Consider the following 15121-nt stretch of genomic DNA (forward strand, 5'->3'; position numbering starts at 1 on the left):
CTTTGACAATTAACTCCTTTTTTATTTGTGATATAGAAATAAAGGAAAACATTTTTTTAAATTCGTGTATTCGTGGCAAAATCCATCGAAAAAAGAATTTTTAGAGCATTAGTTTTACCTCTTTACAAAAATTCCTTTGGCACTTTATCCTTATGCTTCCAACGTTTGTGTGTCCATAAGTAATATTCGGGAGCTTCGTATATTTGTTCTTCAACGCGTTTTAAAGCGGCATCGGTAATGCTGTAATTTTCTAAGGCTTTAGGGTTTTTTACAATATCCATAAACGTGGCTTCATAATAACCGCGTTTTATTTTTTTAACTTTTAGAAACACCGTGGCCATATCTAATCGTTTGGCAAGGACTTCGGCACCAACATGCACAGGTGCTTTTACCCCCATAAAATTTTGCCAATGTAAAGCTTTATCGGCTCTAGGAGATTGGTCGAAAACAAAACCATTAAGGGTTAATTCTTTATTTACTTTGGCGCGTAAAAGCGTTGGAACCGTTTCTTTTGTCGTTATTAAATGACTGTTGTATTTGGCTCGAATACGCTTTACTAAAGCATCAAAATATGTATTGCTTAATTGTTTGTAAACGGCGTAACCTTTATAGTTTACATGGGCTTGTAGTATAAAAACCCATTCCCAACTCGCGTAATGACCCATAAGCAAAATAACACTTTTGTTTTCTTTTTCAAGTTTATGGATTTCCTCTAAATTCGTAAAACGAAAGCGTTTTTTTATTTCCGCTTCCGAAATAGTGATGGATTTTACCGCTTCTAAAATCATATCACATAAATGGTGGTAGAATTTTTTTCGAATTAAAGCGAGTTCTTTATCCGTTTTTTCAGGAAACGCTAAGCGTAAATTACTAGCAACAACTTTTTTTCGGTAGCCAATAATGTAATAGATAAGTACGTAAACCGCATCGGAAACAGCATAAAGCAACCTAAAAGGCAATATAGAAATTAACCATAAAAGTGGATAAAGAATAATATAGGCTAATAATTGCATGAAATAATTTTAGATTTGCAAATATATGTTAATTCAATTTTAAATAATTAAACCAAATGGGAAATTTAGATTTAATAACCATCATTATGATTGCAGCAAACGTTATAATATCTTATAAAGGATTTGGTGATTATGCTTTTTTCGAAAAATACAAATTTAATATTTCAGGCGTGCAACGTGGCGAAAAAATCAGGTTTTTTAGTGCAGGGTTTTTGCATGTAGATACGCAACATTTATTGTTTAATATGTTGTCTTTATATTTTTTTGCGGGCAGTGTTGTAAGTTATTTAGGTGTGGTTGGGTTTTTAGCGGTTTATATTGGTAGTCTCCTGTTTGGGAATTTATTATCCTTTTATTTTCATAAAAATGAATACCAATACAGTGCTGTTGGTGCCAGTGGAGCCGTAAGTGGTATTATATATTCTGCTATCTTGTTTAGACCCGATATGAGTTTGTATTTGTTTATGATTCCCTTTCCCATTCCAGCATATCTTTTTGGTATTGGTTATTTATTATATTCTATTTATGGTATGAAAAATAGAGTAGGAAATATTGGTCACGATGCGCATTTTGGTGGTGCCATTGGTGGTTATGCTATTACTTTATTTTTGGTTCCTACATTGTTTATTACCAATCCGTTAATGATTGGTTTACTTGCTTTACCTATTGTTTTATTGTTTATCATGAAGAAAATGGGCAAGTTGTAATAATAACGTTTAAGATCATTAATGGCATAGCAATTGAAATTATAGAGATGTTATGTGTGAAAATGTTATTTTAATTAATTGATTTTCAGTATCTTAATTTTTTACCTAAATAATAAAACTTAAAGCTCAAGGTGTTTTTAATGACATTTTGACTCAAAAAAATATATGAAAAAATCAAAATTTACAACTCTTGACAGTTTGTCATTGCAGGAGTTTGATGAAAATTCAGAATTAATTCCGTTAATGACATCTGAAGATGAAGAAGCGATAAATAATGAAGAATTGCCAGAAACCCTGCCAATTTTATCATTGAGAAACACGGTGTTGTTTCCTGGCGTAGTGATTCCAATTACCGCAGGCCGCGATAAGTCTATTAAACTAATAAATGATGCCAATAAAGGCGGAAAAGTTATTGGAGTGGTTGCTCAAAAAGATGAAGAGGTCGAGGATCCAACGGCAAGTGAAATTAATGAAACAGGAACCGTAGCCCGTATTTTACGTGTTTTAAAAATGCCCGATGGTAACGTTACCGTAATTATTCAAGGTAAAAAACGCTTTAAAGTAGCCGAAGTTCTTACGGAAGAACCCTACATGACGGCTACTATTCGAGATATTGAAGAAGCTAAACCAGCCGTAAAAAGTAAAGAATTTACCGCCATTATAGAATCTATAAAAGATTTGGCTCTTCAAATTATAAAAGAAAATCCAAATATTCCTAGTGAAGCCGCTTTCGCTATAAAAAATATTGAAAGCAATTCGTTTTTAATAAATTTTGTATCGTCTAATATGAATCTTTCTGTGGCCGAAAAACAGTCGCTTTTAGAAATGGACGATCTTGAATCTCGTGCTTTGGCAACCTTGAAATTCATGAATGTTGAGTTTCAGAAATTAGAACTTAAGAATGATATCCAATCTAAAGTTCAAATGGATATGAGCCAACAGCAACGTGAGTATTTCTTACATCAACAAATGAAAACCATCCAAGAAGAATTGGGAGGCGTAAGTCATGATGAGGAAATAGAAGAAATGAAAGTGAAGGCGAAAACCAAAAAATGGGGTGAAAAAGTAGCTAAGCATTTTGAAAAAGAGATATCAAAAATGCAACGTATGAATCCGCAGGTGGCAGAATATTCTATACAACGCAATTATTTAGAGTTGTTTTTAGATTTGCCATGGAACGAATTTAGTAAAGATAAATTCGATTTAAAACGTGCCATGAAGATTTTGGATCGCGATCATTTTGGTTTAGAAGATGTGAAACGCCGAATAATAGAGTATTTAGCGGTTTTAAAACTTCGTAACGATATGAAATCGCCTATTTTATGTTTGTATGGTCCTCCGGGAGTTGGTAAAACGTCCTTAGGAAAATCTATTGCCGAGGCTTTAGGACGCGAGTATGTGCGTATTTCTTTAGGTGGTTTAAGAGACGAAGCGGAGATACGCGGACATAGAAAAACCTATATTGGTGCTATGCCAGGGCGTATTATTCAAAGTTTGAAAAAAGCTGGAACATCGAACCCTGTTTTTGTTTTAGATGAAATTGATAAGTTATCAAATTCTCACCAAGGCGATCCATCTTCAGCCATGCTTGAAGTTTTAGATCCAGAGCAAAACAGTGAGTTTCATGATAACTTTTTAGAAATGGGTTACGACCTCTCTAAAGTGATGTTTATAGCCACTTCAAATAGTTTAAATACCATACAGCCAGCCTTACGCGACCGTATGGAAATTATAAATGTAACGGGGTATACTATTGAAGAAAAGGTGGAAATTGGTAAACGCCATTTACTTCCAAAACAATTAAAAGAGCACGGATTAACGGCCCAAAATTTAAAAATAGGAAAACCACAATTAGAAAAAATTGTAGAAGGTTATACACGAGAATCTGGTGTACGTGGTTTAGATAAACAAATAGCGAAAATGGTGCGTTATGCAGCCAAAAATATCGCTATGGAAGAAGATTACAATGTAAAAGTGACCAACGACGATATTATTGAAGTTTTAGGTGGTGCTAAATTAGAACGCGATAAATACGAAAATAATAACGTGGCCGGTGTAGTAACTGGTTTAGCTTGGACAAGTGTTGGGGGCGATATTCTATTTATAGAATCTATTATTTCTAAAGGAAAAGGGGTGATGACTATTACCGGTAACCTCGGTAAGGTTATGAAAGAATCCTCTACCATTGCCATGGAATATATAAAATCGTATGCCGATGAATTTGGAATAAATCCAGAAGTTTTCGATAAATACAATGTACATATTCACGTGCCGGAAGGTGCAACACCAAAGGATGGACCAAGTGCAGGGGTAACTATGTTAACTTCTTTAGTCTCTTTATTTACTCAGAAAAAAGTAAAGAAAAGTTTAGCGATGACAGGTGAAATTACGCTACGTGGTAAAGTGTTGCCTGTTGGTGGTATTAAAGAGAAAATTTTAGCAGCAAAACGTGCTAAAATTAAAGAAATTTTGCTGTGTGAAGAAAACCGTTCGGATATTGAAGATATAAAACCAGAATACTTAAAAGGTTTAACTTTTCATTATGTTACAGATATGAGCGATGTTATTAAATACGCCATTACCGATGAAAAAGTTAAAAACGCCAAAGAACTATAACAACTAGGCGTTCTATTGAAATTCATATTAAAATTGTAAAGAAAATAAATTTGTTAAAATAAAAAGGTTAACCCTTCGTTTTTAAGATAGATTTATTTTCTTTACGTTTTAAATTATATGCTGAAAAAAACTTTATCTCTTTTTTGTTTTTCTTTTGGTTTGCTGGCAAGTGGGCAAGTGGGAGGTGAATCTACCTATCAATTTTTAAATCTAGTGTCATCGCCACGCCAAGCCGCTTTAGGAGGTAAAGTATTAACCAATGTGGATTATGATGTGACGCAAGCCTTATATAATCCAGCTACCATAAACATTGAAATGGATAATCAACTCGCATTAAATTATGTGAGTTATTTAGGTGGAATTGGCTATGGAACCGCAGCTTATGCGCATACTATTGACAGACGTACACAAACTATTCATGCAGGAATTACTTATGTGAATTATGGCCAATTTGACGGTTACGATGAAGACGGAAATTCTACAGGAACGTTTAATGGTAGTGAAACGGCTTTATCGGTTGGTTATGCGACACAAATAGGGTTTTCCGATTTTTATTTCGGAGGAAATCTTAAATTAATTACTTCAAAACTAGAACAATACAGTTCCTTTGGTGGCGCCGTAGATTTAGGGTTAATCTATATTAATGAGGATTTAGATTTTAATGCGGCATTAGTAGTCAGGAATTTAGGAACACAGATTACAACTTATGCGGGTTTAAAAGAATCTATTCCTTTCGAGGTGAGTTTGGGCTTGTCTCAAAAGCTTGAGCATGTACCCATTCGTTGGCATCTTACTTTAGAAAATCTTCAAGAATGGCCAATTTCGCGTCCAAATCCTGCACGTGAAACCAGTGATTTAAGTGGAAATACGACTTCTGAAAATATTGGGTTTATCGGTCAAGTTATCAGGCATACTATTGTAGGCGCAGAACTTTTCCCAGAAAGTGGTTTTAATATTCGGTTAGGTTATAATTTTAGAAGAGGTGAGGAATTAAAAATAGTAGATCAGCGCAATTTTTCGGGTATTTCGGCAGGAATTGGTATTAAAATGAATAAAATGCGTTTTAGTTATACCCATGCAAAATATTCGAGCGCAGCCAACGCTAACTTTTTTGGTTTACAAATAGATTTACAATAATAAGATCAGTTTCAAACTTAATTTAAACCGTTTTATTTTATACTTTATATTTCTTTGGGTATTTTTGAAACTTGTAAAACACATACCCATATAATCATTCGTTTCCAATTTAAAATTACATGAGTAAAATTACCATAGCAATCGACGGGTTTTCGTCAACAGGAAAAAGTACCGTTGCCAAACAATTAGCTAAACATCTCGGTTATGTATATGTGGATTCTGGAGCCATGTATCGTGCGGTTACTTATTATGCCATGCAAAATGGATTAATTTCTAAAGACGGCTTTAATGTTGAAGGCTTAATTTCTCAGCTAGACAACATACAGATTAGCTTTAAATTTAATGACAACTTAGGCTTTGCCGAAGTGTATTTAAATGGTGAAAACATTGAAAAAGCCATCAGGACTTTAGAAGTTTCTGGTTTTGTGAGTCAGGTTGCAGCTATTTCTGAAGTGCGAGCAAAATTAGTGGAGCAACAGCAAAAGATGGGAGCAGAGAAAGGTGTGGTAATGGATGGTAGAGATATTGGTACGGTTGTATTCCCAGATGCCGATCTTAAATTGTTTATGACGGCTACCGCTGAAAAAAGAGCCATCCGTCGATATGATGAACTTATAGAACGAGGTGATGAGGTGCTGTATGAGGATGTGTTGAAAAACGTTCAAGAACGCGATCGTATAGATTCTACTCGCGAAGATTCTCCTTTGGTAAAAGCAGAGGATGCCATAGAAATTGATAATTCTAATTTATCACTACAAGAACAATATGATAAGTTGTTGGATATAGTCAAAAAAACTTTAGAAAAAACAAAATAAAAAAAGCATTCAACTAAATTTAGTTGAATGCTTTTTTTTAAGATTACCAAGTTAGTGTTTTAAGAACTTCTTACTCAGGCTAGTTGAATTACTTTTTATGTTTAATAAATAAAGCCCTGATGATAAGTTAGAGACATCAATGCCATTGATTGTTGTATTAGACTGTTTTACTAATTGTCCGTTAATAGTATAAATAGACACGCTTTCAATTAACTCTTCAGATGTAATAAACAATCTGTCACTCACAGGATTTGGATATAGTTTCACTGTGTCTTTATTTAAAACAACATCATTTATTCCTAATGTAGAATCATATTCAAAGGCACCAAGATCTATAGAGCTGTTAAATATTCTATCATTACCTGCTAAATCTAAATCACCAAAAGCACTTGTATCATAAAGCGAATTGTTACCTTGATCTAGTATATAATTTGAAGCTGACATTGGTTTGTATTCTGCATCTAAATGAAGTGATACTGTACTTGGATCTAAATCTTGAACGCTTGTAAATGATGGTGCTGATAATCTACCTGATGCACCTCCGTTATTTGAGGTTTCAACTATTGAATTTTTAATAGTTAGAGCATAGTCATTACCTTGAGTTCCGTAAGAAATGTCTCTGTCTGCAAAGACACCATTTAACGTATTTCCAAAAAAGATAGAGTTGTTTATAAATAACTGCCCCCAAGTATTCTCCGATCCCATAATAACACATTGGCCATAAGATGTGTTATTGGTATTTACTACATTGTTGTTAATAAATGAGTTATTAGTTAAAGTTAAGTGTAATTCTCTAAAGTTTGTAAAAGAGCCATTAGGAATTCTATATGCGTTTATAATAGAGAATTTTGTTTCGTTATTAGCAAACAACACATTTGTAAAGTTTGCATAAATTTCATTAAAACGATCTACATGTAATAAAATAATACTTTGCCCAACACTTACATTATTAGTAAAACTAACGTTATAAAGTTTAAAATTATCTTTTAAACCAAATCCTTTTATTAAAAAGTCGTTACTATAATTATTTTTAAAAGTACAGTTTTTTATACTAAGGTTTTCTATCCAAGTTGCAGCACCGGTGTATTTTGAATAAATAACCCCATTGTCTTGGTTATTTGCATTACTTGTGTTATCGTAAATGTTTTGTAAAACTAAACCATCTAATGTTATACCAACAGCATTTACCAATATTAAACGATCGGCATTATCGCTTTTATTGCTTGTAAAATCACCATCAATATCATCACCATTCATATCTCCAGTAATAATAGTAGCATTGTCTGTGGTGATTTTGGTTACATCTCTGTCCGATAGTTCAGTTTCAGTACCATTAAAACCTCCATAAATAGAAATAGTTGCATTTATTTCTAAAGGAGTGTTTTGTGCAGATGGTTTGTAGGTTCCTTTAGCTACCCATAGTCTAGAATTTGTACTAGCTACAGCCAAAGCATCCTGTATGGTTGTGTAAGCATCAGTCCAAGAACTACCATCATTTGCTCCTGTAGCATTTACATCTACATAAATAGGTTCATAACCACAGTTAGTTGAATAGTTTGAGTTATTATCTCTTGTCCACCCGTTATCATATTGACCTGCATTGGTATAAGGTGGATAAAAACTACCATCATGCTGTATACAAGTTAAGTTGGGATTGCCATAAGATTTCATATACGAAAAATTAGCATTGTTACCATTGGCTAAATTTAACTCTATTAGCTGATTATTTTGACAATGTATTTGGTTTAATGTTGGAATATCGCTAACATCTAATGTAGTAATTTGATTGTTTGCACAATGCAATCTTGTTAAACTAGTGTTATTACTAACATCTAAAGACGTTAAATTATTATCATAAACTTCTAAGGTGGTAATATTTATAAAGGCTTCAATTCCTGCTAAATCAGTAATCCCAAGTCCTGTGGCGGTTATAGTTCCTGTAAAAGCTTGTGCTTCTGCAACAGAAATTTCAGAATCGCTATTGGTGTTAATTGCAGTATCTGCTAACAAATGGTTTCTAAAATTAGCATCTAGAAAGTTAACGTTTTGTGCATGTATGTTATACCATGCCGTCGCTACTAAAAAAGAAAATAAGAGTAAAGTTTTTTTCATTGTAATTGAAATTAAGTTAAAAGAATGAACTATAAATTAACTACAAATTCAATGGGATTTAATTGGTTTTTTTCTGAATAGGTGTAATTTTTTTCTGAGTTATATAAAAGTTTGTTTTTACGCCATTGTTTTTTTGTAATGTAGCGAATATTTGTTGTTGTGAATAAGGGGTAATTATTAGGTGTTTACATAAATGTCTCTTTGATTACTTCTAGAAACTGATCACGTTTAGATTTTGAAATTGGGATACGTTTTTGATTGTTCATTAGTAAATAATCACCATCGTCTTTTACCAATTCGTCTACATATTTTAGGTTGATTAAATACGATCGATGACATTTAAAAAACATGGTATTACGCTCTAATTGCTCTACAAAATGTTTCAAAGGTTTACAAATTGTTTTTTGTTTACCATCTATCAATTGGACGTTGGTGTACATACCATCGGCTTCAAAATAAAGGATATCGCTGTGCGATGCAAACATGATACCTTTAGGAATTTCTAAAGCGATTTTATCCATTGATAGTTGCTTTAACGAATCGCGCAATTTGTTTAGTTGGTCGTTTAAGTTGTTGGCTTTTATAGCTTCTTCGGCTTTAGCAACGGCTTCTTTTAATTCGTTAGTGTCAACCGGTTTTAACAGATAATCTACTGCAGAAAGCTTAAAGGCTTCAATAGCATATTGGTTGTAAGCAGTTACAAAAATGATTTTAAAATCGATTTGGTTTGGGAAGTATTCCAAAATATCTAATCCAGATTGATTTGGCATTTCAATATCTAGAAACACCACGTCTGGTTTTGATGCTTTTATCAAATCTACACCAGATGCTAAATCTTGCGCTTCGGCAATACTAGTAACACTTTTACAGTGTTCGGTTATGAGCTTAGATAGTAAATGTCTGGCGCGCTTTTCGTCGTCTATAATTATGGCTTTCATAGTTGTATTATATAGGCATTGTTATAACCACTTTGGTTCCTGAAGCGGTTAGAGTTTCATTGTATAAATCTTCAATAGCGATGGTTATATCGCGTTTTAATTTGTTTTTATACAGATGCACACGTTCTTCATTGGCTTTGGTAGCAAAGGGGTTGTGTTGTTGGTTTGGTCGTTTTAATTTTTCAGATTGTGCGCGACCAATACCATTATCTTCAACTGTAATTTGTAATTTATGTTGCTGAATTATTTTAGCTTCAACCTTTAATTGTCTATTGGTTAACTTGTGTAATAATCCGTGTTTTAAAGCATTTTCTACATAGGGTTGAATGAATAACGATGGTACTTTTATTTGTTTCGTATTTAACTGTTCATCAATGGTAATATTATATTCTAACTCCTCTTCAAAACGCACTTTTTCTAATTCTAAATACAGTTTTAAAGCCTTTAATTCTTCTTCTAAAGTGATTTCGTTTTGCTGACTATAATCTAAATACATGCGAATTAATCGGCTAAATTTTACTAAATACGAACTTGCCAGTTCTTTTTCATTCGATACAATATAATCTTGAATGGAATTTAAAGCATTAAAAATAAAATGCGGATTCATTTGAGAACGCAGATTTTCTAGCCTTAAATTGGTGATTTTTTTATCGATTAAAATTTTATCGATTTCCGCAATGCGTTGCGCTTCTTTTTGTTGTAATCGCCATTTAAAATACAACCAAATCAACCCGAAAATAGTCAATAAAACCAAACCATAAAACCAATAGGTTTCCCAAAAAGGTTTGGCTATTTCAAAAGTTGTTGGAACAGCAAAAACAGAGTTTTTGGCACTGATGTTTTTTGCTTTAAGCTCAAAAGTATAGGTGCCACTTGCCAAACTATTAAAGTTGACAAAGTGTGTATTTAAAGGAATGTTTTGCCAACTAGTATCAATCTGTTTTACACGATATTGATAGTTGACGTGCCGATTAGATTGAAATCCGTTTGAGTTGAATGTAATGCCAATTTTATTAAAATTGTAAGGTAAGTTATAATAGGGTTGCACCAAGGTGTCGCGGTCGTTAATACGCACTGTTTCTATCTTAACTTTAGCTGTTTTAAAAGCTTTAAACAAACCATCGTGTTTAGGAAGTGTATAAAAGGCTTTAGGTAAAGTAACAATAATTTTATCTTGAAGCACTAAAAAGTCATTTATAGCAGTATTCAAGCCGTCTTGAGTGCTTAACGATTTTATGTTTTTGCTTTTTATTTGATATTGGTATAAACCTGAATCGGTCGAAATCCATAAAAAACCTTCATTAAAATGGATATTATTAATGTGAAGCTGTTTTGGTAATTGAATTTCTGGTTTTGACAAGTTATTATTTTCAAATTTCAATAAGCCGTTATGCTGAGTTGCTAACCAAATAGCACGATCACTTTTTGTAATAGCATTCACTAATAAACTGTTGGATTTGTATAGAATTTCTTCTGAAGAAAAGGAACTGGTATTGTACTTGTAAAATTTGTCGATATAAGATACAAATAATTGATTGTCTAGAACTGCAGATTCCTTTACGCGACTGTCTTTAATAATCTGTTTTTCGGGTTTGTTAAAAGGGTTTTTATAGATGATACTTTGACGATAATTACCGTAGAATAAAGTGCTGTCGTTAATTTTTGAAAATGTTTTTGCTACCGAAAATCTATTTTGTACATCTGTAATTTTATAGGTTTTTAAATCGACCATAAACGATTCTGGCGCATTAATACTAACAATTAATTGCGCGTTAATATCATCATAAAAAAGTTTGCCAATGATCTTTTTTCCGGGTAATTGTAATGTTTTTATAAGTTGATTTTCATTATAAAACAACAGTTTGCCGTTGTTAGTTCCTAAAACAAAATTGTTGTTATTTAAACCAACAGAAGTAGTTATTTTAGCATCTGTAAAGTCTAAATTTGTATGTCTAATATGAAGGTTTGGAGATACAAATACCCCATTGTCTAAGGTGGTGAACCAATAATTATTATTAAAATCTACTTGAATATCAGTAACAGATTCTTTACTAAAAAGTTGTTCTTTAAACGTAAATGTTTCTTGTTCAAACTTATAAATAAATACACCAGAATTGGTTAAAAACCAATACAAATCATTAAGATTTAGAAGTCCATAAATAATTTCATTTTGTAGTTTCGAAGGTGTTTTAAGCTTCGTTATTACATCATTTACTTTGTTTATAGAATAAATAATATTTCCGTTTATACTTTTATGAGTAAAGAATACGGTATCATTAAAAGCGAACAATTTTGGAGAGTCTATAATTTTGGTGTTTGTTATTTCAAATAATTTTGAAGGTTTATTGTTGTCGAATTTATAGATACGATGATGTTTGAGATCTTCTTCCGTGTTAATAACGAAGCTGTAATTAATTTGCTTATTATTGGTATTGCTAATGCATGTTCCTTCAAAAATCTTGGAAACCTTTTTGGTAGTTTTATCAATATCATAAATACCGTTTACAGTAAATAATCTGATATAGTTTTCTGTAATTTCATAAGGCGCTAATTGCCCTTTTACCAATTTACTAGCGTCATAAAAAAGTTTTAGACTATCATTTTCAGCATAAAATAATTGTCCGTAAATGTTGTTACACCATACTCTGTTTTCTTTATCTAAAGTTAACTGGAATAAAGAATTTGATTTTTGTTCAGGATGGCTAAAGCTTTTGTAATCTCTTCCGTTATATCTAAAAAGTCCTTTATCGGCCGCCAGCCAAATGTAGAGTTGTTGGTCTTCTAAAACATCATAAAATTCGATGTCGGGTAATGGGGAAATATGTTGCAGGTAAGTATGTGTTGGGTTTTGCCCCAATAGCATAAAAGTATTAATAGTTAATACTGTTAAAATAATATGTTTTTTAAGGTTATTTAGAGTCACAAAACAAACTTATTACATATTACTTAGTTTTGAAACAAGGATTTTCTGAAAACAGATGTTTTTTTTCTGAAATTCAGGTTAACATTTAAAATATCTTCTAGTAAAGGCATAAAGTAAAAAAGCGGCATAAAGCCGCCTTTTTTACAAATAAGTTTAGTTCCTACAAGTTAGGAATAATTAATTCTTGATCTGGGTGAATCACATCAGGGTTTTTTAAGATATTTGTGTTGGCTTCAAAAATAGCTTGATATTTTGATGCATTACCATAATATTGCTTAGCAATTTTACCTAAAGTTTCACCACTTTTTACAGTGTGTTTGTGAAATATACTGTCGTCGGCAACTTTAATATCTGCCATAATATCCGTTGGATTGTCGCCACCTATTTCTTTTATTTTATCCCAAATCAGGTTTTTCTCATAAGGTGTATTTGCTGTTCCCCAAACTTTTAATTGGCCATCTTCTTCTTTAACATCGCCGTTTTGAATGTTTAAGGCTTCGCCTAAATCTAATACAGGTTGATATTTTGCTTTCATTGTCATAAGTGTAGAATTTTATTTTGTTTAACAAGTTAAATATAACAAAACAGGTGCCAAATTTTAGTAATTATTTCAATTTTATTATTAACCTTATAATCAGTAATCTAAAATTTATTAATCTAATTAGGCTAATTAACTGAAAATATGTATTTTTGCACTCCTTTTAGCGAATTATTGGAACAGATAAAAGGAACAAAAAATTAAAATTATATATAACACTTCTGTGTGTTACTCGCTTAAACTGTCCAAAACATACGGAATACAAAAAAATAATGCTGTTATTCTTCCGCGAAAGCGACATAAACAGTATTATAAATTTAATTAAATGGCGGAAAACGCAAACCCAGCTGAAGTTGAAGCAACTGACGCAAACCCTGTAGAAGCTCCAGTAGTATCTGAAGCACAAGCAAACCCTGAAAAATTCTTAGCAGATTTTAACTGGCACAATTACGAAGAAGGAATTGATGAAGTTGATAGTCAGCAATTAGAAGAATTTGAAAAATTAGTAGCCGAAAATTTCGTAGACACATTAAACGATGAGGTTGTTGAAGGTACAGTAGTACACATTTCTGATAGAGATGCTATTATTGACATTAACGCAAAATCTGAAGGTGTTATTTCTTTAAACGAATTTCGTTACAATCCTAATTTAGCTGTTGGTGATAAGGTAGAAGTTTTAATTGATGTGCGTGAAGATGCAACAGGTCAATTAGTATTATCTCACAGAAAAGCGCGTGTAATTAAAGCATGGGATCGTGTAAATAAAGCACACGAAACAGGAGAAATCGTTAACGGTTTTGTAAAATGCAGAACTAAAGGTGGTATGATTGTAGATGTTTTCGGAATTGAAGCATTCTTACCAGGATCTCAAATTGATGTTAAACCAATTAGAGATTACGATCAATATGTAAACAAAACTATGGAATTCAAAGTTGTGAAAATCAACCACGAGTTTAAAAACGTTGTTGTTTCGCATAAAGCGCTTATTGAAGCGGATATCGAAATCCAGAAAAAAGAAATTATTGGTCAATTAGAAAAAGGTCAAGTATTAGAAGGTATTGTTAAAAACATTACGTCTTATGGTGTATTCATCGATCTTGGTGGTGTTGACGGATTAGTTCACATTACCGATTTATCTTGGTCACGTATCAACCATCCAAATGAGATTGTTGAGTTAGATCAAAAATTAAATGTTGTAATTCTTGACTTTGATGAAAACAAATCTAGAATCCAATTAGGTCTTAAACAATTATCTAAACACCCTTGGGAAGCGCTTGCAGAAGAGGTGAAAGTTGGTGATAAAGTAAAAGGTAAAGTGGTTGTAATTGCAGATTACGGTGCATTTATTGAAGTTGCTGATGGTGTTGAAGGTTTAATTCACGTATCTGAAATGTCTTGGTCTACACATTTACGTTCTGCCCAAGATTTTGTTGCTGTTGGTGATGAGGTTGAAGCAGTAATTTTAACTTTAGATAGAGAAGATCGTAAAATGTCTCTTGGTATCAAACAATTATCTCAAGATCCTTGGACTGATATTACAGCAAAATACCCATTAGGTTCTAAACACACAGGTGTTGTACGTAACTTTACAAATTTTGGTGTTTTTGTTGAATTAGAAGAAGGTATCGACGGATTAATTTATATCTCAGATTTATCTTGGACTAAGAAAATTAAACATCCATCTGAATTCTGCGCTGTAGGCGATAAATTAGATGTTGTAGTATTAGAGTTAGATGTTGAAGGTCGTAAATTATCTTTAGGACACAAACAAACAACGCTTAATCCTTGGGATAAATATGAAACTGAATTTGCTTTAGATACCGTTCATAACGCATCTATTACAGAGATAGTTGATAAAGGAGCTACGGTTGAATTTAACGAAGATATAGTTGCATTTGTACCATCTCGTCACTTAGAGAAAGAAGATGGAACTAAGTTGAAGAAAGGTGAAGAAGCACAATTTAAAATTATTGAATTCAATAAAGAATTCAAAAGAGTTGTAGCATCTCATACTGCTGTATTTAGAGCAGAAGAAGCAAAAATTGTTAAGCAAGCTGTGCGTAAAGCAGAAGCTCAAGCAGCAGAAGCAAAACCAACATTAGGTGATGCTAATGATGCCTTACAAGCGCTTAAAGATAAAATGGATGGAAAAGCATAATTGTTTTCTTTTTTCCGTGTAAACGGAAGTCTATTTATAAAATTAAAGCTCCTCGGAAACGAGGAGCTTTTTTTATCACTTAATGTTTAATATCAAGCTTTTTTAGTATAACAATAAAAGAGAATTTATTTTTTAATTACGTATTATAGTTTTTATTAAAGCAA

10 protein-coding genes are annotated in these 15121 nt (G+C 32.4%); 5 read left to right on the forward strand and 5 right to left on the reverse strand.

Translation table 11 applies throughout. The annotated features are described in order from the left end of the window. Positions 1 to 122: 122 nt before the first annotated feature. Positions 123 to 1013 (reverse strand): lysophospholipid acyltransferase family protein, encoded by an 891-nt coding sequence (locus FQU21_RS01340; RefSeq protein ID WP_147676227.1) that lies wholly within the window; start codon positions 1011 to 1013, stop codon positions 123 to 125. 56 nt (positions 1014 to 1069) lie between these two features. On the opposite strand from FQU21_RS01340, the gene FQU21_RS01345 reads away from it, so the two are divergent. The 4 genes from FQU21_RS01345 (at position 1070) to cmk (ending at position 6288) form a co-directional block, all read left to right on the forward strand. Continuing rightward, the gene (locus FQU21_RS01345; protein WP_147676228.1) at positions 1070 to 1720 is read left to right on the forward strand and encodes a rhomboid family intramembrane serine protease; all 651 of its coding nucleotides are present in this window, start codon (positions 1070 to 1072) and stop codon (positions 1718 to 1720) included. 165 nt (positions 1721 to 1885) lie between these two features. Further along, positions 1886 to 4336: an endopeptidase La gene (lon, locus tag FQU21_RS01350; RefSeq protein WP_147676229.1), complete on the forward strand. Its 2451-nt coding sequence runs from the start codon at positions 1886 to 1888 to the stop codon at positions 4334 to 4336. A gap of 117 nt (positions 4337 to 4453) precedes the next feature. Further along, entirely contained in the window at positions 4454 to 5473 is a 1020-nt protein-coding gene (gene porQ, locus FQU21_RS01355; protein ID WP_147676230.1) for a type IX secretion system protein PorQ, read from the forward strand. Positions 5474 to 5592: 119 nt separating this feature from the next. Then, the gene (gene cmk / locus FQU21_RS01360) at positions 5593 to 6288 is read left to right on the forward strand and encodes a (d)CMP kinase (RefSeq protein ID WP_147676231.1); all 696 of its coding nucleotides are present in this window, start codon (positions 5593 to 5595) and stop codon (positions 6286 to 6288) included. A gap of 51 nt (positions 6289 to 6339) precedes the next feature. Here the strand turns inward: cmk and FQU21_RS01365 are convergent, their stop codons facing one another. The 4 genes from FQU21_RS01365 to FQU21_RS01380 all read right to left on the reverse strand — a co-directional run bounded on the left by FQU21_RS01365 (position 6340) and on the right by FQU21_RS01380 (position 12802). Then, positions 6340 to 8400 (reverse strand): T9SS type A sorting domain-containing protein, encoded by a 2061-nt coding sequence (locus FQU21_RS01365; RefSeq protein ID WP_147676232.1) that lies wholly within the window; start codon positions 8398 to 8400, stop codon positions 6340 to 6342. A gap of 185 nt (positions 8401 to 8585) precedes the next feature. Beyond that, complete coding sequence (locus FQU21_RS01370; RefSeq protein ID WP_147676233.1) at positions 8586 to 9338, reverse strand: LytR/AlgR family response regulator transcription factor; 753 nt, start codon at positions 9336 to 9338, stop codon at positions 8586 to 8588. Positions 9339 to 9345: 7 nt separating this feature from the next. Then, positions 9346 to 12261 carry a sensor histidine kinase gene (locus tag FQU21_RS01375; protein WP_246124711.1) on the reverse strand — a complete coding sequence of 972 codons (2916 nt, stop codon included), beginning with the start codon at positions 12259 to 12261 and terminating at the stop codon, positions 9346 to 9348. A gap of 160 nt (positions 12262 to 12421) precedes the next feature. Then, a complete protein-coding gene (locus tag FQU21_RS01380; RefSeq protein WP_147676234.1) occupies positions 12422 to 12802 on the reverse strand; it encodes a LysM peptidoglycan-binding domain-containing protein in 381 nt (126 codons plus the stop codon). Positions 12803 to 13124: 322 nt separating this feature from the next. Here FQU21_RS01380 and rpsA point away from each other — a divergent pair, with 322 nt between their 5' ends. Next, positions 13125 to 14957 (forward strand): 30S ribosomal protein S1, encoded by a 1833-nt coding sequence (gene rpsA, locus FQU21_RS01385; protein ID WP_147676235.1) that lies wholly within the window; start codon positions 13125 to 13127, stop codon positions 14955 to 14957. Positions 14958 to 15121 lie beyond the last annotated feature (164 nt).

The organism is Algibacter pacificus (assembly GCF_008033385.1).
GTDB lineage: Bacteria > Bacteroidota > Bacteroidia > Flavobacteriales > Flavobacteriaceae > Algibacter > Algibacter pacificus.